This window comes from Citrobacter sp. RHB35-C21 (assembly GCF_013816515.1).
In the GTDB taxonomy this organism is placed as follows: Bacteria; Pseudomonadota; Gammaproteobacteria; order Enterobacterales; family Enterobacteriaceae; genus Citrobacter; species Citrobacter braakii.
The window spans coordinates 2285059-2309716 of the sequence record NZ_CP057147.1 but is presented as its reverse complement, the minus strand read 5'-3'; the positions used below and the strand labels follow the sequence as shown (position 1 = coordinate 2309716).

Sequence of the window (24658 nt, the reverse complement as noted above, 5' to 3'; positions counted from 1 at the left end):
TGGGAAAATAACTTACAGCGACGGCGAGGATACGTTGCTGCCGTGCATTACCAGCAGATGATCGGAGTCGGGAGGCATACCGTCCGGCTTTACGTTTTCCAGACGCAGGACATCGCCCATTATCTGGCTGAATACAGGCGCGGAGACTGCCCCCCCATAATAAGCACCGTTTTGCGGGTTATTTATAACCACAACCAGCGCGAACTTTGGGTCGCTTGCTGGCGCAACGCCCGCCGTATAGGCCACATATTTATCGACATATTTGCCGTCATCGCCAATTTTCTTTGCCGTTCCGGTCTTAACCGCGACGCGATAATCTCTGACCGCGGCCTTGGTTCCCCCGCCGCCGGGTAGCGCGACGCTTTCCATCATATGTTCAACCTGGTGAACCAACGCCTCCGGCATCACCCGCGTACCTATTACCGGCGGATCGATACGCGTAATAGAAAGGGGTCGATAGATACCAAAACTGCCGATGGTGGCATATACATGCGCCAGTTGGAGCGGCGTCACCATTAATCCATAGCCAAATGCGAAGGTTGCCCGGTCCAGATCGCTCCAGTAGCGGCGTTGAGGCATTAATCCGCGGCTTTCCCCGGTTAAACCCAGTCCGGTTGGATCGCCAAAGCCAAAGCTTTTATAGGTATTCAGTAATTTCTGTACCGGCATCGCCAGCGAAAGGTGTGACACGCCGGTATCGCTCGATTTCTGCAAGATCCCGGTCAGCGATAGCTCCGGGTAAAATCCGACGTCGCGGATGCGATGCCCATCAACAATAAAAGGATGAGTATCAATCACGCTGTCAGGCTGTACTATCCCCTGCTGCAGAGCGGTCATAATCACCAGTGGTTTTACGGTTGAACCGGGTTCAAAGGTATCGCTAATTGCACGATTACGAAAATCATCCAGTACCGCGCCATCACGGTTATTGGGATTGAAATCGGGAAAGCTTGCCATGGAGAGTATTTCGCCGGTGGCAATGTTGACCAGCACTGCGGCCCCTGATTCCGCTTTATTCCATGTCACGGCATTGTCCAGCGCGTCTTCAGTAACCGTCTGCAAGCGCTCATCAATGCTGAGCTGTAATTCATGCGCCGGCACCGGCATCACTTCCGTGATATTTTCGATGACATGGCCAAATTTGTCTTTCCGTACCAGGCGGGAGCCAGGTTTGCCCATCAACTGGCTATTGAAGCTTTTCTCCAGCCCTTCAATCCCCTGACCGTCAATGTTGGTGAAACCAATCAGATTGGCCGCAACATGTCCGGCGGGATAAAAGCGGCGGGACTCTTCACGCAGGTTGATTCCCGGCAGATCCAGTTTATCGACCCATTCTGCCTGCTGAGGAGAGATCTGGCGCGCCAGATAGATAAACCGCCCGGCTGGATTGCTGTTAACGCGTTCAGCCAGCGTGCTGAGAGAAATATGCAGCGTCTTCGCTAACGCCTGCCAACGTTCGTTATAGCCAACGCCACCCTTGCTGATAATCGTCTTCGGATCGGCCCAGACGGCGTTAACCGGAACGCTTACCGCCAGCGGTCGCCCTTCTCTGTCGGTTATCATTCCGCGTGGCGAAGCGATGGACACCTCGCGTAAGGAACGCATGTCTTCCTGTTTTACCAGATTCGTCGGCGTGACAATTTGCAACCACGCAACCCGTCCCAGCAGCAATCCAAGGCTCAATAATATTGCCACACAAAGCAGGGCAAAACGTACGGGAGTAAAATTGCGCGCATCGCCGTCGTTTTTCTTTTTCACCCGATCTCCAACAAGATAGTTTTTCAGGTGTCTGATTTAACGAGAAATGCCGCAAGAAAGCGGGGAAAACTATGCTACGAACATCACGCCTTTGCAACAAAGCGCTAATGGATGGGCATTCAGTAATATTTTGACGTAATTTGAATTAAAAAGCCCCGCATAAGCGAGGCTTTATATCTGAGATGGATGCGCAAAAGCGCTTCAAATCAGTGGTGTCGATCAGATAGCTGTTACGTTAACAGCAGCCGGACCTTTCTGGCCGTCCTGAATTTCGAACTCAACGTTCTGGCCTTCAGCCAGAGTTTTGAAGCCGTTACCCTGGATAGCGGAGAAGTGTACGAACACGTCTTTGCTGCCATCAGCCGGAGTAATGAAACCAAAACCTTTAGACTCGTTGAACCACTTAACTTGACCTTTAATCTTTGCCATTTGCAAAATTCCTTAGAGTATTTTCTTCGCCCGCGGGCATAACATAGATAAAACTGAGACATTACTGCTTGAGGCACTAATATAAGGTTCGGCAGAGAAGCGGTATTCAACGTCAACGTGTTTACTCAGGACTTCTTTACTGAAAATGCCACACATAAACAGAACTGTACCTCGTTTAACCCAAAACGTGTTATCACATACAACGTTAATAATGGCAAGCCATTTTTAAACGTGTCTCGATCGGTCGCACAAATCCCGTCGTCCATCAAACAGCAACTGCACAGTTATGCGCCAGATCGAGTAGAATTATATTCTCGCCTCTCTCCCCTATCCCCGCCTGACTTGCGCCATAGCCGGGATATTTCTACCATAGCTCAATAGCTTCAGTTGTTCCAGGTTATCTGTTACGGGTTCTGCCAGATATCATTTTTTATGCTTAGTAATGCATAAAATGTCACAAGCGTAAAAATGAGATCCGCCTTCTGGTTTTGCACCAAAATAATGAAAGAATGATGACAAGGCACAAAAAAAGTAAGAGAAACGTTTCGCTGTTAATAAAACGATCGTTATCACAAAAATGACATAATCATATTTTTTACGTATGGAAGATTATATTTATATCAGACTGGGGATAAGATATTAATTAGTCGGAGCATCTGAAAACACAGAGAATAGATGACTGCCCGGCCGCCAATTACACGACGGGGACAGAAGAAAATAATCTGACGCGCTGACGACAGGATGAAGCAACTGAGAACAACAACAACCGTTCCACATCCTGCCATACCTTTTTTACCGCTCAGCTACCAGGCGGATGATGTCATCGTCTTCATCCTTAATGGGCAGTGCAGTAGGCTCTGCCGCTTTCTCGGGTTCGTTAGCTTCGCAAAGGCGACGTAACAAAGCGTTCTGTCTTTTTTGCTGATCTAACAATGCTTCAAGCAGCTCAATCTGCTCGTTAGTACGCGAACTTGCCCGATTGATAAAAAACCAAAGAACAAGCCCAACAATCAGAACCACCACCGATACCGCTAAAGACGCAAAACTCAACGCGCCAGAATTCAAAACTTCGTTCATTTTACCACCTCAATGTAGACAGTGTAGTTTACCACTGCCGCACAAGAAGGTAATCAACTGTTGCGAAAATGCGCTTACCAGGGAATAAATTTATTGAAGGCACAAATACCGCTGAAAAATTGTACGTCCTGATCGCACATGATGTTGAACACCTGCGCCCACATCAGTATGCATACCAGTACAACAACAATCAGCACTACCCAGCGAATTTTTTTCACTCCAGCTCCACTCTTCAACTCCACATCTTATGTCTATAAATTATCATGCGTTACCTAAACCCAGCGTTAACTGTATAGGCATTCAATCTTTTTAGGAATGATTGACTTGTTTCATACCGTGTACAGGCTAATCTAATAACAATGAGAAAAGATAAGAGGTTGTAATGCGTCTGATTATCCGCGCTATTGTGTTGTTAGCTCTGGTTTGGATCGGTTTATTATTGAGCGGCTATGGAATTTTGATTGGAAGTAAGGAGAATGCTGCCGGTCTGGGTCTGCAATGCCAATATCTGACTGCCCGTGGAACCAGCACTGCACAGTACGTCCACACCAGTAGCGGTATCATTGGCCTGTCGGATTGTCCCCTGTTAAGGAAAAGCACGGTCATTATCGATAACGGCTAATAATGCAACATTACATTCGATACGTTATTTACGCCAGGTAACGTTATGACTGTCCATAAAAAACCCCAGGTACAAAATACCTGGGGTTTTTAACATTCGCGATTACGTCAGATTAGAACGGATAGTCGTTATAGCCCATTTGTTCTGAAATCTTGCGCGCTGCCGTATGCAGCATTGCCACATACTCGTGTAAACGCTCTTCTGAGAAACGCAGCGTTGGGAATGAAATACTCAACCCCGCAATAACCACGCCGAAACGGTCAAACACCGGTACGCCGATGCAGCGCAGGCCTTCTTCCTGTTCTTCGTTATCTTCGCCGTAACCCTGCTCACGTACTTTATCCAGCAGTACCAGTAATTCATCAGTATTCGTAATGGTACGATCGGTGCTGCGTTTGTACTCAATGCCATCCAGAATCTGCTTCACTTCATCGCGGTCACGCCATGCCAGCAGAACTTTACCGATAGCTGTACTGTACAGCGGATTACGACGACCAACGCGGGAATACATGCGCAGATTGTACATAGAGTCGATTTTGTGAATGTAGACGATGCTGTCTTCATCCAGCGCACCGAGGTGTACAGTCTCTTTGGTCAGGCGCGAAAGTTCGCGCATCTGAATGTCAGCGCTACGGATAAGATCGACGTTTTGCAACGCGCGCGCGCCCAGCTCGAATAATTTCAGGGTCAGTGAGTATTTCTCAGACTCCCCTTCCTGTGCCACATAACCCAGCGTTTTCATGGTCTGCAAAAAGCGATAAACGGTGCTTTTCGACATCATGACGCGTTGCGACAACTCGGTAATACCAATTTCGCGCTCTTCACCCAGCGCCTGCAGAATGCCAAAAACTTTCAGCACGGAAGATACAGAATCGGGTTGCTTATCCAGATCTGCGATTGCCATTTATCACCCCTTTCGAGTGTTTTATAAAAATCAGAACCGGTTTTTATTATAATTTCACGTACCAACCCTCGCAATCGCTCTTTGCTCACTTAGTTACAAATCTGCGACCTAACACCTGAATATCAATGCTAAAATTAATACTCTCATCATAAATTCCACAAATATCGACTTTCTATGGAAAAAATTCAGGCCGATGGTCTGCCATTGCCCCAGCGATATGGCGCAATTTTAACCATTGTTATTGGCATTTCTATGGCAGTACTCGACGGTGCAATAGCGAACGTGGCCCTGCCAACTATCGCCGCCGATCTTCAGGCCTCACCTGCCAGCTCAATCTGGATTGTGAACGCCTATCAAATCGCGATCGTCGTTTCGCTCCTGTCCCTCTCTTTTTTAGGCGATATGTTCGGTTACCGGCGCATTTATAAGTGTGGCCTGGTCGTGTTCCTGCTTGCATCGCTATTTTGTGCCTTGTCAGATTCGTTGCACATGCTGACGCTGGCTCGCGTCGCCCAGGGTTTTGGCGGTGCGGCGCTAATGAGCGTGAATACGGCATTGATCCGACTTATTTATCCCCAGCGTCAGCTTGGGCGGGGGATGGGGATTAACTCTTTTATCGTCGCGGTCTCCTCGGCTGCGGGTCCGACCATTGCCGCAGCTATTCTTTCTATTGCCTCCTGGAAATGGCTGTTTCTGATTAACGTCCCGCTGGGAATAGTCGCCCTGTTGCTGGCGATGCGCTTTTTGCCAGCCAATGCGTCTCGCGGCACTAAACCACGCTTTGACCTGCCCAGTGCGGTAATGAATGCCTTAACGTTTGGCTTGTTAATTACGGCGCTCAGCGGCTTTGCACAAGGACAGTCGCTAAAACTGATTGGTGCCGAGCTTGTGGCGCTTATGGTGGTGGGTTTTTTCTTTATCCGACGCCAGCTCGCGCTGGAGGTGCCGTTACTGCCGGTTGACCTGTTACGCATTCCACTGTTTTCACTCTCGCTTTGTACCTCGATATGTTCATTCTGCGCACAAATGCTGGCATTGGTTTCCCTGCCCTTCTTTATGCAAACGGTGCTCGGACGCAGCGAGGTCGAAACAGGCCTGCTGTTGACGCCATGGCCGCTGGCAACCATGGTGATGGCGCCGCTGGCGGGATATCTGATTGAACGCGTTCACGCCGGGCTGTTGGGCGCACTGGGCATGGCGTTGATGGCCAGCGGGTTGTTTTCGCTGGTGCTGCTGCCCGTTTCCCCCTCCGATTTTAATATCATCTGGCCGATGATTCTGTGCGGCGCGGGCTTTGGCTTGTTCCAGTCCCCAAATAATCACACCATCATCACCTCCGCGCCGCGTGAACGCAGCGGTGGGGCGAGCGGAATGCTGGGGACGGCGCGCTTGCTGGGTCAGAGTACCGGGGCCGCACTGGTCGCGCTGATGCTAAACCAGTTTGGCGACAGTGGAACGCACGTCTCACTGATAGCCGCAGGCATTCTGGCCTCGCTGGCAGTAATTGTGAGTGGTTTACGTATTACGCAACCGCGAGTTCAGGCATAAAAAAACGGGAACCTCTCGGCTCCCGTTCTCACACAACCCAGAATCTGGATTACATGTTTTCGATGATCGCGTCACCAAACTCTGAACATTTCAGCAGCTTAGCACCGTCCATCAGACGCTCGAAGTCATAGGTTACGGTCTTGGCGTTGATAGCGCCTTCCATACCTTTAACGATCAGGTCAGCCGCTTCGGTCCAACCCATGTGGCGCAGCATCATTTCAGCGGACAGAATAATGGAACCTGGGTTCACTTTATCCTGACCTGCATACTTCGGTGCAGTACCGTGGGTTGCTTCGAACAGCGCACATTCGTCACCGATGTTCGCGCCCGGCGCGATACCAATACCACCAACCTGTGCGGCCAGCGCATCGGAGATGTAGTCGCCGTTCAGGTTCATACAGGCAATCACATCATATTCAGCCGGACGCAGCAGGATCTGTTGCAGGAACGCATCGGCGATAACATCCTTAACCACGATCTCTTTGCCGGTTTTCGGGTTCTTGATTTTCACCCACGGACCGCCGTCGATCAGTTCACCACCGAATTCTTCACGCGCTAACTGGTAGCCCCAGTCTTTGAACGCGCCTTCGGTGAATTTCATGATGTTACCTTTGTGTACCAGGGTAACAGAATCACGATCGTTAGCGATGGCGTATTCGATCGCCGCACGAACCAGACGTTTAGTCCCTTCTTCAGAACACGGTTTGATACCAATACCGCAATGCTCCGGGAAGCGGATTTTCTTCACGCCCATTTCTTCGCGCAGGAATTTAATCACTTTCTCGGCATCTGCAGAGTCCGCTTTCCATTCGATACCTGCGTAGATATCTTCGGAGTTTTCACGGAAGATGACCATGTCGGTCAGTTCAGGGTGCTTAACCGGGCTAGGCGTGCCCTGGTAATAACGCACCGGGCGCAGGCAGACATACAGGTCAAGTTCCTGACGCAGGGCAACGTTCAGAGAGCGAATACCGCCGCCAACTGGGGTGGTCAGTGGGCCTTTGATGGCAACACGATATTCACGAATCAGATCAAGGGTTTCAGCAGGCAGCCAGACGTCCTGGCCATAAACCTGAGTGGATTTCTCGCCGGTGAAGATTTCCATCCAGGAGATTTTACGCTCGCCTTTATAGGCTTTCTCGACAGCAGCATCGACAACTTTGATCATCGGTGGGGTTACATCAACGCCGATACCGTCGCCTTCAATGAACGGGATAATCGGATTTTCAGGAACGTTGAGTTTGCCGTTTTGCAGGGTGATCTTCTTACCTTCCGCCGGAACAACTACTTTGCTTTCCATTCACCTCTCCTTCGAGCGCTTCTGGTTCTGCTCGTCTGTCATCGCGCTGCATGTGCGTTTGCGTCCTGCTGCACGAATGCGTTAGAGCAATTTTTTGTTAATGTTTTGTAATGAGCATGTCAATACTACCCTAATGTTCGTCGCCATGAAAGACACTCGTTCTTAGGCTATAATGCGGCAATTGATATAATCTGAAAATACCATGCAAAAAACTTCTTTTAGAAATCACCGGGTTGAGCGATTCAGCTCACGACAAGTCACCAAACAGCGTAAAGAAAACCAGCCAAAACGCGTGGTTTTGTTCAATAAACCCTACGATGTTTTGCCACAATTTACTGACGAGGCGGGCAGAAGCACGTTAAAAGATTTTATTCCCGTGCCGGGAATCTATGCTGCGGGCCGACTCGACCGGGATAGCGAAGGACTTTTGGTGCTGACCAATGACGGCGCGCTGCAGGCGCGGTTAACGCAACCTGGCAAGCGCACGGGGAAAATCTATTACGTCCAGGTCGAAGGCGAGCCGACAGCAGAAGCGCTGGATGCGCTGCGTACCGGGGTGACGCTCAATGATGGTCCCACGCTACCCGCAGGTATTGAAATAGTAGAGGAACCCACCTGGCTGTGGCCGAGAAACCCGCCTATTCGGGAACGGAAAAATATCCCTACCCGTTGGCTGAAAGTAACTTTATATGAAGGCCGTAACCGCCAGGTTCGTCGTATGACAGCGCATGTTGGATTCCCGACGCTGCGCCTCATCCGCTATGCCATGGGAGATTACACGCTAGAAAATCTCGCCAACGGTCAATGGCGGGATGCAACTAACTGAATAAGGAACAGGTATGTTCAAACCGCACGTCACGGTCGCCTGCATTGTGCATGCAGAAGATAAGTTCTTAGTCGTTGAGGAAACAATCAATGGCAAAGCCCTGTGGAATCAACCTGCAGGACATCTGGAAGCGGATGAAACCCTGGTGCAAGCCGCCGCTCGCGAACTGTGGGAAGAGACGGGCATCAAAGCGCAGCCGCAGCACTTCATCCGGATGCATCAATGGATTGCGCCGGACAAAACGCCCTTTTTACGTTTTCTGTTTTCTATCGAGCTTGCCAATATGTGCGCTACTGAACCTCATGACAGCGATATAGATTGCTGTCGCTGGGTCAGCGCAGAAGAGGTTCTCTCAGCGCCAAATCTGCGTTCGCCGTTGGTTGCGGAGAGTATTCGTTGCTATCAGAGCGGACAGCGCTACCCGCTGGCGATGATCGGCGAATTTAACTGGCCGTTTACAGAGGGTGTCAAGTAAGGGGCTGCGTGCTAGAATATGCCGCCTTGAAGTTCAATGTCGTGAGTATTCCTATGTCTGAAAGCCCAAAAAAAGTGATCGTCGGCATGTCCGGCGGTGTCGATTCCTCCGTTTCTGCCTGGCTGTTGCAACAACAGGGTTATCAGGTAGAAGGCCTGTTCATGAAGAACTGGGAAGAGGACGATGGCGAGGAATATTGCACAGCGGCCGCCGATCTTGCAGATGCTCAGGCTGTCTGTGACAAACTCGGCATTGAACTGCATACCGTCAACTTTGCTGCAGAATACTGGGACAACGTCTTTGAACTGTTCCTTGAAGAGTACAAAGCGGGCCGTACGCCAAACCCCGATATTCTGTGCAATAAAGAAATCAAGTTTAAAGCCTTCCTCGAGTTTGCCGCCGAAGATTTAGGTGCCGATTATATCGCCACCGGTCACTATGTGCGCCGCGCCGACGTCGACGGCAAAAGCCGCCTGCTGCGTGGACTCGATGGCAATAAAGACCAGAGCTATTTCCTCTACACGCTCGGTCATGAACAAATCGCGCAAAGCCTGTTCCCGGTCGGCGAACTGGAAAAACCGCAGGTGCGTAAAATTGCCGAAGATCTCGGTCTGATTACGGCCAAGAAAAAAGACTCAACCGGTATCTGCTTCATCGGCGAACGTAAGTTCCGCGAGTTTCTCGGTCGTTATCTGCCGGCTCAGCCAGGCAAAATCATCACCGTTGATGGCGAAGAGATTGGCCAGCATCAGGGCCTGATGTACCACACGCTGGGTCAGCGTAAAGGTCTGGGCATTGGCGGGACGAAAGAAGGCACGGAAGATCCGTGGTACGTGGTGGATAAAGACGTCGAGAACAACATTCTGGTTGTTGCTCAGGGTCATGAACACCCGCGTCTGATGTCCGTTGGCCTGGTGGCGCAACAGCTGCACTGGGTCGATCGCGAACCGTTCACCGGCACAATGCGCTGCACGGTGAAAACCCGCTATCGTCAGACCGACATTCCGTGCACCGTTAAGGCGCTGGATGCTGAGCGTATTGAAGTCATTTTCGACGAGCCAGTCGCGGCGGTAACGCCGGGTCAGTCGGCTGTCTTTTACAATGGCGAAGTGTGCCTCGGCGGCGGCATTATCGAACAACGATTGCCTCTGCCGGTATAATTACTTACACATCTAATACAAGGAAGCAGTGAACGTGGCAAAGAATTATTATGACATCACCCTCGCTCTGGCAGGCATTTGTCAGTCGGCACGCCTGGTGCAGGAACTGGCGCACCAGGGGCATTGTGATGCCGATGCATTGCACGTTTCACTGAACAGTGTCATCGACATGAATCCCAGCTCTACGCTGGGCGTGTTTGGCGGTAGCGAGGCCAACCTGCGTTTAGGTCTGGAAACGATGCTCGGCGTGCTCAACGCCAGCAGTCGTCAGGGGCTGAACGCGGAACTCACCCGCTACACGTTAAGCCTGATGGTGCTGGAGCGTAAGCTGTCAGCCGCTAAAGGCGCTATGGACACGCTGGGAGACCGCATCAACGGCTTGCAGCGCCAACTGGACCATTTTGATTTGCAGTCAGAAACATTGATGAGTGCGATGGCAGGCATTTATGTTGACGTCATCAGCCCACTCGGCCCACGTATTCAGGTTACGGGCTCCCCGGCCATCCTTCAGAGCCCACAGGTTCAGGCTAAAGTACGCGCTTCCCTGCTGGCTGGCATTCGCGCTGCCGTGCTCTGGCATCAGGTTGGTGGAGGCCGTCTGCAACTCATGTTTTCTCGTAATCGCCTGACGACTCAGGCTAAACAAATTCTTGCTCATTTAACCCCGGAGTTGTGATCTATGGAATTATCCTCACTGACCGCCGTTTCCCCTGTCGATGGACGCTACGGCGATAAAGTCAGCGCGCTGCGCGGGATTTTCAGCGAATACGGTTTGCTGAAATTCCGTGTACAAGTTGAAGTACGCTGGCTGCAAAAACTGGCCGCGCACGCAGCGATCAAGGAAGTTCCTGCTTTTGCTGCCGACGCAATCGGTTTCCTTGATGCGATTGTCGCTAACTTCAATGAAGAAGATGCTGCGCGTATCAAAACCATTGAGCGTACGACCAACCATGACGTGAAGGCAGTTGAGTATTTCCTGAAAGAGAAAGTGGCGGATATCCCGGAACTGCACGCTGTTTCCGAGTTCATCCACTTCGCGTGTACCTCAGAAGACATCAACAACCTGTCTCACGCGCTGATGCTGAAAACCGCCCGTGACGAAGTAGTTCTGCCGTACTGGCGCAAGCTTATCGACGCGGTGAAAGATTTGTCCGTACAGTATCGCGATATTCCTCTGCTCTCCCGTACCCACGGTCAGCCAGCCACCCCGTCTACGCTGGGCAAAGAAATGGCTAACGTGGCTTACCGTATGGAGCGTCAGTACCGCCAGCTCAATCAGGTCGAAATTCTCGGCAAAATCAACGGTGCAGTCGGTAACTATAACGCCCACATCGCCGCTTATCCGGAAGTGGACTGGCATCAGTTCAGCGAAGAATTTGTCACCTCGCTGGGCATCCAGTGGAACCCGTACACCACGCAGATTGAGCCGCACGACTACATTGCCGAGCTGTTTGATTGCATCGCCCGTTTCAACACTATCCTGATCGACTTCGACCGCGATGTCTGGGGTTACGTGGCGCTGAACCATTTCAAACAGAAAACCATCGCGGGTGAAATTGGCTCCTCCACCATGCCGCACAAGGTGAACCCAATCGATTTCGAAAACTCCGAGGGTAACCTGGGCCTGTCTAACGCGGTTCTGCAGCATCTGGCGAGCAAACTGCCGGTCTCCCGCTGGCAGCGCGATCTGACGGACTCTACCGTTCTGCGTAACCTGGGCGTGGGGATTGGCTATGCGCTGATCGCTTATCAGTCCACGCTGAAAGGTGTGAGCAAACTGGAAGTGAACCGCGATCATCTGCTGGATGAACTGGATCATAACTGGGAAGTGCTGGCAGAGCCGATCCAGACCGTGATGCGTCGCTATGGCATTGAAAAACCATACGAGAAGCTGAAGGAACTGACCCGCGGCAAACGCGTTGACGCCGAAGGTATGAAGCAGTTTATCGACGGTCTGGCGCTGCCTGAAGACGAGAAAACGCGCCTGAAAGCAATGACGCCGGCCAATTACATTGGTCGCGCCGTCACCATGGTTGATGAACTGAAGTAATCTGTTTTACGCCTGTCAGGCCTGCATCATATCGTAGGCCTGCCAGGCGTAGCGCCATCAGGGATTATTGGATCTTACGGCATTTCCGGCGGTGTAATGCCAAAGTGGTTCCACGCCCGCACGGTTGCCATACGTCCGCGCGGAGTTCGCTGCAGAAAACCTTGCTGAATCAGATACGGCTCCAGCACGTCCTCAATGGTTTCACGCTCTTCCCCAATCGCCGCCGCCAGGTTATCCAGTCCTACCGGTCCACCGAAGAACTTATCGATAACCGCCAGCAGCAGCTTACGGTCCATATAATCGAATCCTTCCGCATCCACATTGAGCATATCCAGTGCCTGAGCGGCGATATCTGCTGAAATTGTGCCGTCATGCTTCACTTCGGAGAAGTCGCGTACCCGGCGTAATAAACGATTGGCGATACGCGGCGTACCACGGGCGCGGCGTGCCACTTCCAATGCGCCTTCATCGCTCATTTCCAGCCCCATAAAGCGGGCGCTGCGTCCAACAATGTGCTGCAGGTCTGCCACCTGATAGAATTCCAGGCGCTGTACAATACCGAAGCGGTCACGCAGCGGAGACGTTAACGAACCGGCGCGCGTCGTCGCCCCGATCAGGGTAAACGGCGGCAGATCGATCTTAATCGAACGTGCGGCTGGTCCTTCGCCAATCATGATATCCAGCTGATAATCTTCCATCGCCGGATACAGCACCTCTTCCACCACCGGTGACAGGCGATGGATTTCATCGATAAACAGCACATCGTGCGGTTCAAGGTTGGTGAGCATTGCCGCCAGATCGCCCGCTTTTTCCAGTACCGGACCGGAAGTGGTGCGCAGATTAACGCCCATTTCATTGGCAACAATATTGGCAAGTGTGGTTTTACCGAGACCTGGAGGACCGAAAATCAGCAGGTGATCAAGGGCTTCACCGCGCAGCTTCGCCGCCTGGATAAAAATCTCCATTTGCGAACGCACCTGAGGCTGGCCAATATACTCTTCCAGCAATTTGGGGCGGATCGCGCGATCCACCAGATCTTCAGGGGTCGTGCTGACAGCCGAAATCAGGCGATCTGCTTCAATCATCCTTTACCTCACAATGCCGCGCGAAGCGCTTCACGAATCAGGGTTTCACTGCTGGCATCAGGGCGAGCAATTTTGCTCACCATGCGGCTGGCTTCCTGTGGTTTATAGCCTAACGCCACCAGCGCAGCAACCGCTTCCTGCTCGGCGTCATCCGTTGCAGGACTGGCCGGAGAGGTCAGGACCAGATCCGCCGCCGGCGTGAAGAGATCGCCATGCAGGCCTTTAAAGCGGTCTTTCATTTCCACAATCAAACGCTCTGCGGTTTTCTTACCGATGCCCGGTAATTTCACCAGCGCGCCAAGCTCTTCGCGCTCAACGGCATTAACGAACTGCTGTGCAGACATACCAGAGAGGATCGCCAGCGCCAGCTTCGGCCCGACGCCATTGGTTTTGATTAACTCTTTAAACAGCGTGCGTTCTTGTTTGTTGTTAAAACCATATAGCAGTTGAGCGTCTTCACGCACCACAAAATGGGTGAAGATAATCGCTTCCTGCCCGGCTTCCGGCAACTCGTAGAAACAGGTCATCGGCATATGGACTTCATAGCCTACTCCGCCGGTTTCCAGAAGGACCAGCGGGGGTTGTTTTTCAAGAATGATGCCTCTGAGTCTGCCTATCACGTGACGCTCCTGCGTTAAGGGCTAAAAGGTAATGCGCTATCATAAAAAAAGGCTGGATAGATATCCAGCCTCATTTGTCACTAACGTAACCGACCTCGCGCCAGATTCAGCCGAGACTCGCTCATTTGCATAGCGTTCTGGCTGACGTGGCAATGGGTAATAGCAATCGCCAGCGCATCCGCGGCATCCGCCTGCGGATTTGCCGGGAGTTTTAGCAGCGTGCGTACCATATGCTGAACCTGGCTTTTTTCCGCGCTGCCGATACCCACCACGGTCTGTTTTACCTGGCGGGCCGCGTATTCAAAGACCGGAAGATCCTGATTGGTAGCCGCAACGATTGCCACGCCGCGCGCCTGCCCCAGCTTTAGCGCCGAGTCGGCATTCTTCGCCATAAAGACCTGCTCAATGGCAAAATAGTCGGGCTGGAACTGGGTGATGATTTCCGTCACGCCCGCATAAATCAACTTCAGACGTGATGGAAGATCGTCGACTTTGGTGCGAATGCAGCCGCTACCGAGGTAGGTCAGCTGTCTGCCGACCTGACGGATTACGCCATAACCGGTGATGCGCGACCCCGGGTCAATGCCGAGAATGATAGACATCACGCATCTCCTGTTAGTTTATGGCTTAACCACATCATTCGAGCGTTGCAGCAACCTCATCGGAGATTTCGCCGTTGTGGTAAACTTCCTGCACGTCGTCGCAGTCTTCCAGCATATCGATCAGACGCATCAGCTTCGGTGCCGTTTCTGCATCCATATCCGCTTTGGTGGAGGGGATCATAGACACTTCAGCCGCGTCCGCTTTCAGACCAGCCGCTTCCAGCGCATCACGCACTTTGCCCATCTCTTCCCACGCGGTGTAAACGTCAATCGCGCCGTCGTCGAAGGTCACAACGTCTTCAGCGCCCGCTTCCAGTGCCGCTTCCATAATGGCGTCTTCGTCGCCTTGTTCAAAAGAGATCACGCCTTTTTTGCTGAACAGGTAAGCTACGGAACCGTCGGTACCGAGGTTGCCGCCCGTTTTAGTGAATGCGTGACGCACCTCCGCAACGGTACGGTTACGGTTGTCAGACAGACACTCAATCATAACGGCTGTTCCGCCAGGACCGTAACCTTCATAGATGATGGTTTCCATGTTCGCATCATCGTCGCCACCAACACCACGCGCGATTGCACGGTTCAGGGTGTCACGGGTCATGTTGTTTGCCAGCGCTTTATCAACCGCGGCGCGCAGACGTGGGTTAGCATCCGGATCGCCGCCGCCCAGTTTGGCTGCCGTCACCAGCTCACGAATGATTTTGGTGAAAATTTTACCGCGTTTAGCATCCTGCGCTGCTTTACGATGTCTGGTGTTGGCCCATTTACTATGACCTGCCATAAATAATCTCTCCAAAAAGCGCGCCTTCTCAGGCGACGTTAATTACAAACTCTTCAATCGCCTGCCGGTTACTCCACGACTTGGTTAACTGCGCGGCTTCGTGCGCATTAACCCAACGGTAGGTCAGATGTTCGGTGAACACGATCTCTCGTTCAGAGGGAAGTGCCAGGCAAAACCAGGATTCAGTATTACGCTCAATTCCCGGCGCATAGCGATGACGTAAATGGCTAAAAATCTCAAATTCCACCGTGCGCTGACAGTCAATTAAGGTCAGTTGCTCAGTCGCAACATCAATGGCGACCTCTTCCTTTACTTCGCGCATCGCGGCTTGCGACGCGGTTTCACCCTCTTCAAGGCTGCCGGTGACCGACTGCCAGAAATCAGGATCGTCGCGTCGCTGTAACATCAGCACTCTCCCGGTGTCCTTTGCATAAATCACGACTAACACCGAGACAGGCTGTTTGTATCTCATATCAGTTATTCTCAGCCTTCTTAACAACCTGAATGCTCAGTTCCGCCAGCGCTGCTTCGTTGGCAAAGCTTGGCGCTTCAGTCATCAGACATGCTGCAGCCGTGGTTTTCGGGAAGGCAATAACGTCACGAATGTTGTCAGTACCGGTCAGCAGCATCGTCAGACGATCCAGACCAAACGCCAGGCCCGCATGCGGCGGTGTACCGTATTTTAGCGCATCCAGCAGGAAGCCGAACTTCTCGCGCTGTTCTTGCTCGTTGATGCCCAGAATGCCGAATACGGTCTGCTGCATATCACCGTTGTGAATACGCACGGAACCACCGCCCACTTCATAGCCGTTGATGACCATATCGTACGCGTTAGCAACCGCGTCTTCCGGCGCAGCTTTCAGCTCAGCGGCAGTCATGTCTTTTGGCGCGGTGAACGGGTGGTGCATCGCGGTCAGCCCGCCTTCACCATCGTCTTCAAACATCGGGAAGTCGATAACCCACAGCGGCGCCCATTTGGCTTCGTCGGTAATGTTCAGGTCTTTGCCCAGTTTCAGACGCAGCGCACCCATCGCGTCGGCCACCACTTTCTTGTTGTCGGCACCGAAGAAAATCATGTCGCCGTCTTGCGCACCAGTACGCTCCAGAATCGCGTCTACGATTTCTGCGTTCAGGAACTTAGCAACCGGGCTGGTGATGCCTTCCAGGCCTTTCGCACGCTCGGTGACTTTGATGTAAGCCAAACCTTTCGCGCCGTAAATCTTAATAAAGTTACCGTAATCGTCGATCTGCTTACGGCTTAAGCTCGCACCGCCCGGTACACGCAGGGCAGCCACACGGCCTTTCGCGTCGTTCGCCGGACCAGAGAACACAGCGAACTCAACGCCTTTCACCAGATCGGCAACGTCAACCAGTTCCATCGGGTTACGCAGGTCTGGTTTATCAGAACCGTAACGACGCTCGGCTTCGGCAAAGGTCATGATCGGGAAATCACCCAGATCCACACCTTTAACTTCCAGCCACAGGTTACGCACCAGCGCTTCCATCACTTCACGCACCTGCGGCGCGGTCATGAAGGAAGTCTCAACGTCGATCTGAGTAAATTCAGGCTGACGGTCAGCACGTAAGTCTTCATCACGGAAGCATTTTACGATCTGATAGTAGCGGTCAAAACCGGACATCATCAGCAGCTGTTTAAACAGCTGAGGAGACTGCGGCAGCGCGTAGAACTTACCTTTATGAACACGAGAAGGAACCAGGTAATCGCGCGCGCCTTCTGGCGTAGCTTTGGTCAGCATCGGAGTTTCGATGTCGAGGAAGCCGTGATCGTCCATAAAACGACGCACCAGGCTGGTAATTTTTGCACGCGTTTTCAGGCGCTGCGCCATTTCAGGGCGACGCAGATCCAGGTAGCGATACTTCAGTCGCGCTTCTTCGGTGTTTACATGGTTAGAGTCCAGCGGCAGCGAGTCTGAACGGTTGATGATGGTCAGATCGGAGGCCAGCACTTCAATTTCGCCAGTCGCCATATCGGCGTTGACGTTTTTCGCGTCACGCGCACGCACGGTGCCCGTAACCTGGATACAGAACTCATTACGCAGTTCGGAGGCCAGCTTTAACGCATCCGCACGGTCCGGATCGAAAAATACCTGCACGATACCTTCGCGGTCGCGCATATCGATAAAGATCAGGCTACCAAGATCACGACGACGGTTGACCCAACCACACAGAGTCACCTGCTGCCCCTCGTGGGACAGACGTAGCTGTCCGCAATATTCTGTACGCATGAGATATCCCTTAACTTTGCCGCAGGCGGATTGTCACCTGTCTCGCAGGTGACGAAGTCGCAGCTTTAGCTGAATGTCACAACTGAATGAAAAAAGGCGGCTATTATACTGGAAATTCTGCCGCACGATAAGTCCGGTACTGACTGTACGCCTGTTTCCTGGACGGGCATTGCGTAATCTCACAAAAAATAACAAAAATTGTCGTCCCTTTCACACTGATTCGCGATTAAGGTGTAACGGAATTCTTTTTTTACTGGAGTGATCATGCTGGAACTGAACGCAAAAACAACCGCTCTTGTTGTTATTGATCTACAGGAAGGTATCCTGCCTTTCGCTGGCGGCCCATACTCGGCAAACGACGTGGTTGCCCGCGCCGCGCAGTTGGCGGAAAAATTCCGTGCCCACGGTTCCCCGGTGGTAATGGTGCGCGTCGGCTGGTCTGACGATTATGCCGAAGCGCTGAAACAGCCAGTTGATGCTCACGCTCCGGCCAAAGCGTTACCCGAAAACTGGTGGAATTACCCGAGCGCTCTGGGTAAATGCGCCAGCGACCTCGAAGTGACCAAACGCCAGTGGGGAGCTTTCTACGGCACCGATCTGGAATTACAACTGCGTCGTCGGGGCATCGAGACCATCGTCCTGTGCGGCATCTCCACAAATATTGGCGTGGAGTCAACGGCGCGAAATGCGTGGGAGCTGGGTTTTAATCTGATCGTTGCAGAAAACGCCTGTAGTGCCGCCAGCGCTGAGCAACATCAGGGCAGCATGACGCATATTTTCCCGCGTATCGCACGCGTACGCAGCGTGGACGAGATCCTGCAAGCGCTATGATTTATATCGGTTTACCCCAGTGGGCGCATCCCAAATGGGTGCGTCTGGGGATCACCAGCCTTGAAGAGTATGCCCGCCACTTTAACTGCGTGACGCGGTAATTTTTAAAATCACTAAAGAACGCCCAAGAGCATGTGTTTTCTTTAGGTTAATCAGTGCATTATAAGACGCCTCCATATGAAATTCGGTTAAGTTCATATGAGTTAAAATGTCCCAACCATGCCCCAAAACTGGCATTTATGCCCCATACATGCCCCAAAAACCTTCCTTAAAAAGCTACGTGCCCAACCGTTGACGCTGTATAAATAAACAGTATAAATTGCGTGCAAAATCATTGTTGCTTTGGAGGCGGTATGTTCGTTGAGTTGGTGTACGACAAACGGAATGTTGAAGGATTAACAGGTGCCAGAGAAATAATTCTGAATGAGTTAACAAAGCGAGTGCACCGGATCTTTCCGGATGCAGAAGTGAAGGTTAAGCCGATGCAGGCGAACGGCTTAAACAGCGATGCCAGCAAAAGCGATCGGGAGAAGCTGAACCGCATGCTGGAGGAAATGTTTGAAGAATCCGATATGTGGTTAGTTTCGGAGTAGTGCCAGCTTTTACCAAGTCCTTTTCATACCTTTCTGGATACGGGAAACCAAATTCCCGTATTGGATGAACCATTGCCGCCCTTTTTTAAAGCTGCTCTACCAGCGGATAAAAATTATGATCCTCGCGCTGCATTCGTTCATGCACCTTGCGCAACACTACATTCGCGTCGCGGCGAAATGCCTCGTCACAATTGATAAGCTTATTTGCCGTATTCCAGCGACGGGAAAACTTTTCATACTCGGCAACAATATCAGCCATCTCGCGCTGAAAATTTACGCTCATTGTTTTTAGCTTTTGATCGTTCACCTTTTCCAGATAAGGATATAAAAACTGATCTTCGGTAGAAAGGTGTACTTTAATCACAGAACTCATACTGATAACGGTTTGAGCGATTTCTTGCGCATGAGCCGTCACACCCGCCCGGCTAAGCTCCCTGAGGCGGCTAATTTTATGGATAATCTCGGCATGCTGGATCTTCATTTTATCAATATTCACTGGGGAATCCCTTAATGAGCTTTGCAATTTATAACATATATATTAAATGCATCTTTAAAAATAAGCAATCTGAGTTGTTTTTATTAAATTTTATAAATTTACGTTATGTAAATACATAATAAACAAAATTTGAATGCAAATATAAAGAGATCTATTGCCAATCTTCGGAATTTTTCTATCGTACATATGTCTCAAAACTGCGCCAATGCCGCCTCAAGAGATATCGCAGCATCAGTGCTGTTGATAAAGTGCGTCACCCGCCTCATAACCTCAGCCTCTTCAGCTGCATCACCTTCGATCGCTTCGCCGTCATCCGTGATTAACGCTTTCCCCCTAAGCTTCGCAAACTGCGTCCGACCTCCGGACAGAATCAACAGCGCATCACCCTGCTGTGGGCGCGTGACCGGGACGATGATCGCATAACCCGCCGACGTCTCGAGGATGCGACTGTCGGGAGTCATGCAGACACTGGCTGGCGTAACCCGCTGCTCTATATAGTCGGTAGATGGTGAAGGAAAGCCCATGTTTACGCCCTCTCTTGAATGCTGGATAAAAACACAGTATAAATACTGTATACCCATCCAGTAAAGGAGCAATGAGCAATGTTCGTGGAACTCGTTTATGACAAAAGGAATTTTGATGGTCTGCCCGGTGCAAAAGATATCATTCTGGGCGAGTTGACCAGGAGGGTTCACCGTATCTTCCCTGATGCTGATGTGAGGGTGAAACCTATGATGACGTTGCCGGCGATCAATACTGACGCCAGCAAGCATGAGAAGGAGCAGATTAGCCGTGTGGTTCAGGAAATGTTTGAAGAAGCAGAGTTCTGGCTTGTTGCTGAATGAGTGATTCCCCCTATACTTGCGCCAGCGCCACGGCATGAACACCTGGCCTACAGCTGTGGGTCGTGGCGTAAAATCACGGCCCACAGCAACTATCTAGCATCCAGCGGGAAACTTCTTATACAGCGTGGACATGCCAACATTATACCTGCTGGCAATAATCTGTCTGGATTCTCCGGCAGCTATCAGTTCACCAATTTCCTTCCACTGATCGTCAGTAAACTTTGGTCTTCTGCCACCAACACGACCTTTTGCCCTGGCAACAGCTAAACCCGCCAAAGTGCGCTCACTATTAAGGTCGGATTCGTATTGTGCCGCAGAGAGGATGTTGCGAAAGTTATAGCGACCACTGGCTGTTTTGAGATCAACACCATCGGTAATACTTCGGAAGTTAATGCCCTTCTCCTGTAGTTGCTGAAACATCAGCAGCGCATGTAAAACGTTACGCCCAATCCTGTCCAGCTTCCAGACCACCAACTCATCTCCCGTATGCATCGCCGTAATTAGGCGCTTCAGTACGGGGCGGTTTGATTTTCTACCGCTGGCATGCTCTTCCATTATGTGTTCGCACCCTGCTGATTCGAGCGCGATTCGCTGAAGTTCGGTGTCCTGGTGGTTTGTTGATACTCGGGCATAGCCGTAAATCATGGGTATTTCTCCTGTTGTGAAAACAGGAGAAACGGCGAGAGATCGCCAGATACTTGAGGGTTTTAAAAAGGTTGGTCTGGGAGAATTGGCTCTGGCAGGGACGATCACCGGCGTTTTTGATACCAATGGCTACCTGAAAATCCCTGTAATTATTGGCGGTGCTAAGCGAGCTCTGATGGTCCAGTGGGGCAACGCTGGAAACGCAGCGTCAGCAACCACAGAAACGTTTTATCCAGTCCCGTTCCCGAACAAGGTTTTTCAGGTAATAACTTGCGGGTTTCAGGTCGGTGGTAATCAGCAGGCGTATGTGACAGTTAACAGTTCGAACCCTTTGAACAGATTTGCGTGGAACGGCTTTTACGCCAATGGCGGACAAGCGCCAATCCTCAGCACCGTTGCCAATCAGGTTGGTTGCCAATACATCGTTATCGGGTGGTAAGGAGAAAATATGTTTCAGTATTCACCATCTACAAATTCGTTTTATCCGGATGATTTGCTTTCTGTATATGAAGATGCAGGGACTCTGCCCAATGATTTAGTACCAGTTGATGAGGATGTATTCCGTGAGTTCACCGCCACGCCTGAACCGGGCAAAATTAGAGTTGCAGGCAGTGACGGCCTGCCTGCATGGGGTGATATCCCGCCGCCTACCCATGAAGAATTGATCGTCATTGCCGAACAGGTAGGCCAACAACTACTGACCCATGCTGACGCGGTAATGCTCGACTGGCGAACGGAACTGATGCTGGGTGAAATCAGCGACGCCAACAGAGCGAAACTGTCGGCATGGCTGGCTTATAAAAACGATGTGAAGGCGGTTGATGTGGCAACTGACCCGGAGCGTGTTAACTGGCCTGTTCCCCCGGAGGTGTAGGCCAGTTGATGTCTGGTGCGGTGCTGGTATCTATTGCTGTCACCGCATCGATATAGTCCATCCAGGCGTTAAGGCTTGCGGATTCAGCATCCGTAAGCTTGCGCCCCATCAGTAGCTTTGTCTGCCAGACAGTAATTGTCGTTTGGGCAACGGCTAAACGGTGGGTTTTCTCCGCTTCAGCTGTTGCTATGAGCTGCTCTTGGGTTGGTGCTGGCGGATCAGCCAGAGTTGGTGCGCCATTTTCATCCGGTACGATACACTTCCCCTGCGCTTGACCAGCAAATAAATACTCATACTTTTCATTTGAAACTTCCAGAGCATCATCAGGCCAACCGCTTGGTGAATGTTCAAATTGCTCTCTATTAGATTCGGCGTAGAAACCGCCTGTTGTAGCGCTGTAGTAATAGGTTTCGGTCATAATTAGTATCCAAATGCGATGAATTTACCAGTTCGCGGTGAACTGTCTCCGTTGCCTTTCGATATTGTCACTGTGGTCGTAGTCATGCCCAAAACACCGATTTGGTCACTGGCGCTGATTTCAGGAATAGGTACAACAATAAGGCACTTGCGTGTAAATGCCTGGACAAAAGCAACCTGCGTGCTAGTCCCTGCTTCGGCAGGGAGTGACCAAGTGCCTATGCGGACTTGCAACATGTCTTTTACGTTGTACCAAAGTCCCACTCCATCCGCCGAAAACGTCGCGCCGGGGTTAGCATCGCTGTAAACGCGGTTACTCCCGTCATACAGCGAGCCGGCCGTGGTTCTTACGCTACCGCCGGTAATATTTACGTTGTCGGCATTCTGTTTTGCCAGATTTCCCAAACCAAGGTTTGTGAGAGCCGTAGAAATCGCCGCTGCACCATCTGATTTGATATCGGCAAATGGGTTTGCACGGCTCAGTGTGAGTTTTTGAATGGCTTTTAAAACCTGAGTCATATCGTTAATGTCGAGCGCCAATCCTGCTGACTCTACGATATGCGCTAACTCTTCCTGCATGGCGTTAAACGCTGCTGCCCGCAGCCTCGTTGCGGCAATACCACCAGCAACACTTCCATCAGTATATTTGCCATCCTGCGTTGCAGTGGCTTCGACTTGCCCGATTCGGAGCATAGTTAATCCTCACTTAGTGTTAAGCGATAAAATCAGAGGGGGAAATATCAGTTATGAATAATTGAAAATGATGTTCAGATGGGATGGGGCAATTTTGTTGATTGAACACTCCAGTTGTTTATTGCCCCACGATGCGAGCGGATCTCCGCAGTAGGACGCGCCAGCAAGCGAATACTTGATCGTTGTTTGTGGCGCATTTATCCGCCAGGTAAATGGCCACTCGTCACCGTTAAGCGCATCACCGCATACTGACATGCCACTCATAGCGGGCCGGAACTGTGTGATAGTGATGGTATAACCAAGAGCTGCAGCCACCCGGATGTAATAATCGCGGTTCAGGCCGCCGGTGCTGATTAACTTTGCCACCACGGCGCGCTGGCGATCGCTGACGCCACCGGATTCACCAATCGCACAATCATCTGGTAACCCCAGAGAGCTTTCCCATTCTGACAACATTACCGTCGCTGTAGGGGGAAAAGCACCAGTAATCAGGCTTTGCGCATCGTTGTCAGAACGCTGAAACGCGCTGCCCAGTGCCCGTAATACCGCAGCCTGTACCGTTTTTTGCGATCTGGGCCACGCCCTGCCCGTCGGCAGCAACGCGCCAAGCGCACCGGCATAATCATTTTTTGAAAAGAGGCTCATACAAAATTCACCCCGCCAAGCACCGGAATTTCGCCAACAGCAAAGGTGATATTGGCCATCGGAGAGTTAAGGATATAGCCCGTCGTGCCACTAACACCGCCGATACTCCCGTTAATATCAGAGAGGTAAACTTTCCCGGAACCATCAGGGTTAGCCTCATCAAAAAACAGCGCCGTCAGCGCGTCTTTTATACCCTGAACTGTGGTGCTGTCGGCATTTTTGATACCAGAGATTTCAATATTGATGACTTTCTTGATCGGGGAACATACGAAAACAATGGCAGTGTCTGTCTGCTGCGGATAGATGTGGTCGGCGACAGCGAGCTGGTCTCCGGTGGCTTTAACAGCCCCCCAGTCCTCAAGTTGGGATATTCCATCGGTACCGACCGGAAACCCACCATTGTCATTCCGATCACACATGATATACACGCCAACGGTCCCGGCCCCGTTCAGACGCCGCTTTACCCACGCGCGGGTGACGCCCGAAACCTCAAGCGCCCATTTTTTATAATCGGCGTCGCTTCCACCCTGAGGCGGATTCTGCCATGCCAGCAAGCCACGACTGCGAAAGTCCTCTTCCGTTTCAATATCGGCTCCGCCGGTCGCAGCGGACAGTAACGTTACCTGTGGATCCACGCCAGCAATATTCGCGTCCAGGGTCATTATGGTCCCGGCATCAGCGTTACCGCGCGCGCCTCCACCCGTTACATCACTGGTAATATCCGGCAGGATGGCCGTCACCGCGACGATACCAAATCCATCTGCCTGAATTTTAAGATCTGCATCCGTCCGGTACTGGTATCCGTCCCCGCGGTTAATGATCGAGCCAACAGGGATAATACTGTCAACACTGCCACTAGCCTGTACCGCAGGCGACTTCGCCGCTGCAGCTGGTTTTCTGAATACCTGCTTAAGGGCCATCCACCCGGCGAGATACTCATCGGTAGAGGTAAACGGGTTTGTCTGCAGGGCAATATAGTCAAGGTAGGCGTAATGCAGATGCCCCATCCCCGCATCCATGTCAGCCAGTACCTTCAGGTTCGCGAAGCGCAGGAGCGCACCAACATCCTCAAGCTCCGCCTGCATAAATTTCCGGTTTCCGTCGCGGAGTTCGCTCAGCGTCGGTCGTTTAAACGGCAT

Annotated in this window: 32 protein-coding genes and 1 pseudogene; 13 read left to right on the top strand and 20 right to left on the bottom strand. The window is 51.5% G+C overall.

Features of this window, described 5'->3' with window-relative positions:
* Nucleotides 1-12: 12 nt before the first annotated feature.
* From ftsI to mgrB, 5 genes are all read right to left on the bottom strand, one after another.
* Nucleotides 13-1758: a peptidoglycan glycosyltransferase FtsI gene (gene ftsI, locus HVZ39_RS11305; RefSeq protein WP_181633606.1), complete on the bottom strand. Its 1746-nt coding sequence runs from the start codon at nt 1756-1758 to the stop codon at nt 13-15.
* 219 nt (nt 1759-1977) lie between these two features.
* Nucleotides 1978-2187, bottom strand: a complete 210-nt coding sequence (gene cspE, locus HVZ39_RS11300) for a transcription antiterminator/RNA stability regulator CspE (RefSeq protein ID WP_001062678.1) — start codon at nt 2185-2187, stop codon at nt 1978-1980.
* Between the two features lie 12 nt (nt 2188-2199).
* Nucleotides 2200-2343, bottom strand: a complete 144-nt coding sequence (locus tag HVZ39_RS11295) for a DUF2627 domain-containing protein (RefSeq protein WP_006684179.1) — start codon at nt 2341-2343, stop codon at nt 2200-2202.
* A 636-nt stretch (nt 2344-2979) separates the two neighbouring features.
* The gene (locus HVZ39_RS11290; protein WP_016156797.1) at nt 2980-3264 is read right to left on the bottom strand and encodes a YebO family protein; all 285 of its coding nucleotides are present in this window, start codon (nt 3262-3264) and stop codon (nt 2980-2982) included.
* A gap of 74 nt (nt 3265-3338) precedes the next feature.
* The gene (gene mgrB, locus HVZ39_RS11285; protein WP_016153402.1) at nt 3339-3482 is read right to left on the bottom strand and encodes a PhoP/PhoQ regulator MgrB; all 144 of its coding nucleotides are present in this window, start codon (nt 3480-3482) and stop codon (nt 3339-3341) included.
* 164 nt (nt 3483-3646) lie between these two features.
* On the opposite strand from mgrB, the gene HVZ39_RS11280 reads away from it, so the two are divergent.
* Nucleotides 3647-3886 (top strand): YobH family protein, encoded by a 240-nt coding sequence (locus HVZ39_RS11280; RefSeq protein WP_016153403.1) that lies wholly within the window; start codon nt 3647-3649, stop codon nt 3884-3886.
* Between the two features lie 112 nt (nt 3887-3998).
* On the opposite strand, the gene kdgR is transcribed toward HVZ39_RS11280, so the two are convergent.
* Nucleotides 3999-4790, bottom strand: coding sequence for a DNA-binding transcriptional regulator KdgR (gene kdgR, locus HVZ39_RS11275; RefSeq protein WP_003833778.1), 792 nt, complete (start codon nt 4788-4790; stop codon nt 3999-4001).
* Between the two features lie 174 nt (nt 4791-4964).
* Between kdgR and HVZ39_RS11270 the strand changes: the two genes are divergently transcribed.
* The gene (locus HVZ39_RS11270; RefSeq protein WP_181633605.1) at nt 4965-6338 is read left to right on the top strand and encodes an MFS transporter; all 1374 of its coding nucleotides are present in this window, start codon (nt 4965-4967) and stop codon (nt 6336-6338) included.
* 49 nt (nt 6339-6387) lie between these two features.
* Here the strand turns inward: HVZ39_RS11270 and icd are convergent, their stop codons facing one another.
* Nucleotides 6388-7638, bottom strand: coding sequence for an NADP-dependent isocitrate dehydrogenase (gene icd / locus HVZ39_RS11265; RefSeq protein ID WP_181633604.1), 1251 nt, complete (start codon nt 7636-7638; stop codon nt 6388-6390).
* 202 nt (nt 7639-7840) lie between these two features.
* Between icd and rluE the strand changes: the two genes are divergently transcribed.
* From rluE to purB, 5 genes are read left to right on the top strand one after another with little or no spacing between them, the layout of a single operon-like run.
* Complete coding sequence (gene rluE / locus HVZ39_RS11260) at nt 7841-8464, top strand: 23S rRNA pseudouridine(2457) synthase RluE (RefSeq protein ID WP_049040526.1); 624 nt, start codon at nt 7841-7843, stop codon at nt 8462-8464.
* Nucleotides 8465-8477: 13 nt separating this feature from the next.
* A complete protein-coding gene (locus tag HVZ39_RS11255; RefSeq protein WP_016153407.1) occupies nt 8478-8939 on the top strand; it encodes an NUDIX hydrolase in 462 nt (153 codons plus the stop codon).
* Between the two features lie 53 nt (nt 8940-8992).
* Nucleotides 8993-10099: a tRNA 2-thiouridine(34) synthase MnmA gene (mnmA, locus tag HVZ39_RS11250; protein ID WP_003832402.1), complete on the top strand. Its 1107-nt coding sequence runs from the start codon at nt 8993-8995 to the stop codon at nt 10097-10099.
* 34 nt (nt 10100-10133) lie between these two features.
* Nucleotides 10134-10775, top strand: a complete 642-nt coding sequence (hflD, locus tag HVZ39_RS11245) for a high frequency lysogenization protein HflD (protein WP_016153409.1) — start codon at nt 10134-10136, stop codon at nt 10773-10775.
* A gap of 3 nt (nt 10776-10778) precedes the next feature.
* Nucleotides 10779-12149 carry an adenylosuccinate lyase gene (gene purB / locus HVZ39_RS11240; protein WP_016153410.1) on the top strand — a complete coding sequence of 457 codons (1371 nt, stop codon included), beginning with the start codon at nt 10779-10781 and terminating at the stop codon, nt 12147-12149.
* A 74-nt stretch (nt 12150-12223) separates the two neighbouring features.
* Here the strand turns inward: purB and ruvB are convergent, their stop codons facing one another.
* The 6 genes from ruvB to aspS form a co-directional block, all read right to left on the bottom strand.
* The gene (gene ruvB / locus HVZ39_RS11235) at nt 12224-13234 is read right to left on the bottom strand and encodes a Holliday junction branch migration DNA helicase RuvB (protein ID WP_016153411.1); all 1011 of its coding nucleotides are present in this window, start codon (nt 13232-13234) and stop codon (nt 12224-12226) included.
* An 8-nt stretch (nt 13235-13242) separates the two neighbouring features.
* Nucleotides 13243-13854 (bottom strand): Holliday junction branch migration protein RuvA, encoded by a 612-nt coding sequence (ruvA, locus tag HVZ39_RS11230; protein WP_016153412.1) that lies wholly within the window; start codon nt 13852-13854, stop codon nt 13243-13245.
* A gap of 80 nt (nt 13855-13934) precedes the next feature.
* Entirely contained in the window at nt 13935-14456 is a 522-nt protein-coding gene (gene ruvC / locus HVZ39_RS11225) for a crossover junction endodeoxyribonuclease RuvC (protein ID WP_003034867.1), read from the bottom strand.
* Nucleotides 14457-14490: 34 nt separating this feature from the next.
* Nucleotides 14491-15234: a YebC/PmpR family DNA-binding transcriptional regulator gene (locus HVZ39_RS11220; RefSeq protein ID WP_016153413.1), complete on the bottom strand. Its 744-nt coding sequence runs from the start codon at nt 15232-15234 to the stop codon at nt 14491-14493.
* A gap of 28 nt (nt 15235-15262) precedes the next feature.
* Complete coding sequence (gene nudB / locus HVZ39_RS11215) at nt 15263-15706, bottom strand: dihydroneopterin triphosphate diphosphatase (protein ID WP_016153414.1); 444 nt, start codon at nt 15704-15706, stop codon at nt 15263-15265.
* 1 nt (nt 15707) lies between these two features.
* On the bottom strand, nt 15708-17480 hold the full coding sequence (aspS, locus tag HVZ39_RS11210; RefSeq protein ID WP_016153415.1) for an aspartate--tRNA ligase: 1773 nt from the start codon (nt 17478-17480) through the stop codon (nt 15708-15710).
* 264 nt (nt 17481-17744) lie between these two features.
* Here aspS and HVZ39_RS11205 point away from each other — a divergent pair, with 264 nt between their 5' ends.
* From HVZ39_RS11205 to HVZ39_RS11200, 3 genes and pseudogenes are all read left to right on the top strand, one after another.
* Entirely contained in the window at nt 17745-18311 is a 567-nt protein-coding gene (locus HVZ39_RS11205) for a hydrolase (protein WP_016156803.1), read from the top strand.
* Nucleotides 18308-18403, top strand: a pseudogene (locus HVZ39_RS26610) (hypothetical protein); the annotation flags it as partial. The gene HVZ39_RS11205 and the pseudogene HVZ39_RS26610, both read left to right, overlap by 4 nt.
* 261 nt (nt 18404-18664) lie before the next feature.
* Nucleotides 18665-18904: a DinI family protein gene (locus HVZ39_RS11200; RefSeq protein ID WP_000497460.1), complete on the top strand. Its 240-nt coding sequence runs from the start codon at nt 18665-18667 to the stop codon at nt 18902-18904.
* Between the two features lie 85 nt (nt 18905-18989).
* Here HVZ39_RS11200 and HVZ39_RS11195 read toward each other — a convergent pair whose 3' ends face one another.
* Together HVZ39_RS11195 and HVZ39_RS11190 are read right to left on the bottom strand one after the other, a co-directional pair.
* Complete coding sequence (locus HVZ39_RS11195; RefSeq protein WP_001017846.1) at nt 18990-19400, bottom strand: hemerythrin domain-containing protein; 411 nt, start codon at nt 19398-19400, stop codon at nt 18990-18992.
* Between the two features lie 191 nt (nt 19401-19591).
* Nucleotides 19592-19924: a hypothetical protein gene (locus HVZ39_RS11190; RefSeq protein WP_000506745.1), complete on the bottom strand. Its 333-nt coding sequence runs from the start codon at nt 19922-19924 to the stop codon at nt 19592-19594.
* A 78-nt stretch (nt 19925-20002) separates the two neighbouring features.
* Between HVZ39_RS11190 and HVZ39_RS11185 the strand changes: the two genes are divergently transcribed.
* Nucleotides 20003-20245 (top strand): DinI-like family protein, encoded by a 243-nt coding sequence (locus tag HVZ39_RS11185; RefSeq protein WP_000497433.1) that lies wholly within the window; start codon nt 20003-20005, stop codon nt 20243-20245.
* Between the two features lie 93 nt (nt 20246-20338).
* Here HVZ39_RS11185 and HVZ39_RS11180 read toward each other — a convergent pair whose 3' ends face one another.
* Nucleotides 20339-20890, bottom strand: a complete 552-nt coding sequence (locus HVZ39_RS11180; protein ID WP_000639143.1) for a recombinase family protein — start codon at nt 20888-20890, stop codon at nt 20339-20341.
* On the opposite strand from HVZ39_RS11180, the gene HVZ39_RS11175 reads away from it, so the two are divergent.
* Nucleotides 20889-21329 (top strand): hypothetical protein, encoded by a 441-nt coding sequence (locus HVZ39_RS11175; protein ID WP_181633603.1) that lies wholly within the window; start codon nt 20889-20891, stop codon nt 21327-21329. The genes HVZ39_RS11180 and HVZ39_RS11175 overlap by 2 nt on opposite strands.
* 9 nt (nt 21330-21338) lie before the next feature.
* Nucleotides 21339-21764: a tail assembly chaperone gene (locus HVZ39_RS11170; RefSeq protein ID WP_019076890.1), complete on the top strand. Its 426-nt coding sequence runs from the start codon at nt 21339-21341 to the stop codon at nt 21762-21764.
* Here HVZ39_RS11170 and HVZ39_RS11165 read toward each other — a convergent pair.
* Genes HVZ39_RS11165 through HVZ39_RS11150 form a run of 4 tightly spaced genes read right to left on the bottom strand, consistent with a single transcriptional unit; the run spans nt 21736 to nt 24658 of the window.
* A complete protein-coding gene (locus tag HVZ39_RS11165; RefSeq protein ID WP_019076889.1) occupies nt 21736-22182 on the bottom strand; it encodes a tail assembly chaperone in 447 nt (148 codons plus the stop codon). The two genes, HVZ39_RS11170 and HVZ39_RS11165, sit on opposite strands and share 29 nt — an antisense overlap.
* A gap of 2 nt (nt 22183-22184) precedes the next feature.
* On the bottom strand, nt 22185-22874 hold the full coding sequence (locus HVZ39_RS26605) for a hypothetical protein (protein WP_249419331.1): 690 nt from the start codon (nt 22872-22874) through the stop codon (nt 22185-22187).
* 51 nt (nt 22875-22925) lie between these two features.
* Nucleotides 22926-23519 (bottom strand): YmfQ family protein, encoded by a 594-nt coding sequence (locus HVZ39_RS11155; RefSeq protein ID WP_001515583.1) that lies wholly within the window; start codon nt 23517-23519, stop codon nt 22926-22928.
* Complete coding sequence (locus tag HVZ39_RS11150) at nt 23516-24658, bottom strand: baseplate J/gp47 family protein (RefSeq protein ID WP_016237005.1); 1143 nt, start codon at nt 24656-24658, stop codon at nt 23516-23518. The genes HVZ39_RS11155 and HVZ39_RS11150 overlap by 4 nt, the downstream gene beginning before the upstream one ends.

Bases quoted from the DNA above. Each gene is read 5' to 3' on its own strand.
- cspE (WP_001062678.1), bottom strand. From the start codon at position 2,187: ATGGCAAAGATTAAAGGTCAAGTTAAGTGGTTCAACGAGTCTAAAGGT.
- HVZ39_RS11295 (WP_006684179.1), bottom strand. From the start codon at position 2,343: ATGTGTGGCATTTTCAGTAAAGAAGTCCTGAGTAAACACGTTGACGTT.
- HVZ39_RS11290 (WP_016156797.1), bottom strand. From the start codon at position 3,264: ATGAACGAAGTTTTGAATTCTGGCGCGTTGAGTTTTGCGTCTTTAGCG.
- HVZ39_RS11280 (WP_016153403.1), top strand. From the start codon at position 3,647: ATGCGTCTGATTATCCGCGCTATTGTGTTGTTAGCTCTGGTTTGGATC.
- kdgR (WP_003833778.1), bottom strand. From the start codon at position 4,790: ATGGCAATCGCAGATCTGGATAAGCAACCCGATTCTGTATCTTCCGTG.
- HVZ39_RS11270 (WP_181633605.1), top strand. From the start codon at position 4,965: ATGGAAAAAATTCAGGCCGATGGTCTGCCATTGCCCCAGCGATATGGC.
- icd (WP_181633604.1), bottom strand. From the start codon at position 7,638: ATGGAAAGCAAAGTAGTTGTTCCGGCGGAAGGTAAGAAGATCACCCTG.
- rluE (WP_049040526.1), top strand. From the start codon at position 7,841: ATGCAAAAAACTTCTTTTAGAAATCACCGGGTTGAGCGATTCAGCTCA.
- HVZ39_RS11255 (WP_016153407.1), top strand. From the start codon at position 8,478: ATGTTCAAACCGCACGTCACGGTCGCCTGCATTGTGCATGCAGAAGAT.
- mnmA (WP_003832402.1), top strand. From the start codon at position 8,993: ATGTCTGAAAGCCCAAAAAAAGTGATCGTCGGCATGTCCGGCGGTGTC.
- purB (WP_016153410.1), top strand. From the start codon at position 10,779: ATGGAATTATCCTCACTGACCGCCGTTTCCCCTGTCGATGGACGCTAC.
- ruvB (WP_016153411.1), bottom strand. From the start codon at position 13,234: ATGATTGAAGCAGATCGCCTGATTTCGGCTGTCAGCACGACCCCTGAA.
- ruvC (WP_003034867.1), bottom strand. From the start codon at position 14,456: ATGTCTATCATTCTCGGCATTGACCCGGGGTCGCGCATCACCGGTTAT.
- HVZ39_RS11220 (WP_016153413.1), bottom strand. From the start codon at position 15,234: ATGGCAGGTCATAGTAAATGGGCCAACACCAGACATCGTAAAGCAGCG.
- nudB (WP_016153414.1), bottom strand. From the start codon at position 15,706: ATGAGATACAAACAGCCTGTCTCGGTGTTAGTCGTGATTTATGCAAAG.
- aspS (WP_016153415.1), bottom strand. From the start codon at position 17,480: ATGCGTACAGAATATTGCGGACAGCTACGTCTGTCCCACGAGGGGCAG.
- HVZ39_RS11205 (WP_016156803.1), top strand. From the start codon at position 17,745: ATGCTGGAACTGAACGCAAAAACAACCGCTCTTGTTGTTATTGATCTA.
- HVZ39_RS11200 (WP_000497460.1), top strand. From the start codon at position 18,665: ATGTTCGTTGAGTTGGTGTACGACAAACGGAATGTTGAAGGATTAACA.
- HVZ39_RS11190 (WP_000506745.1), bottom strand. From the start codon at position 19,924: ATGGGCTTTCCTTCACCATCTACCGACTATATAGAGCAGCGGGTTACG.
- HVZ39_RS11185 (WP_000497433.1), top strand. From the start codon at position 20,003: ATGTTCGTGGAACTCGTTTATGACAAAAGGAATTTTGATGGTCTGCCC.
- HVZ39_RS11175 (WP_181633603.1), top strand. From the start codon at position 20,889: ATGGGTATTTCTCCTGTTGTGAAAACAGGAGAAACGGCGAGAGATCGC.
- HVZ39_RS11180 (WP_000639143.1), bottom strand. From the start codon at position 20,890: ATGATTTACGGCTATGCCCGAGTATCAACAAACCACCAGGACACCGAA.
- HVZ39_RS11170 (WP_019076890.1), top strand. From the start codon at position 21,339: ATGTTTCAGTATTCACCATCTACAAATTCGTTTTATCCGGATGATTTG.
- HVZ39_RS11165 (WP_019076889.1), bottom strand. From the start codon at position 22,182: ATGACCGAAACCTATTACTACAGCGCTACAACAGGCGGTTTCTACGCC.
- HVZ39_RS26605 (WP_249419331.1), bottom strand. From the start codon at position 22,874: ATGCTCCGAATCGGGCAAGTCGAAGCCACTGCAACGCAGGATGGCAAA.
- HVZ39_RS11155 (WP_001515583.1), bottom strand. From the start codon at position 23,519: ATGAGCCTCTTTTCAAAAAATGATTATGCCGGTGCGCTTGGCGCGTTG.
- HVZ39_RS11150 (WP_016237005.1), bottom strand. From the start codon at position 24,658: ATGCCGTTTAAACGACCGACGCTGAGCGAACTCCGCGACGGAAACCGG.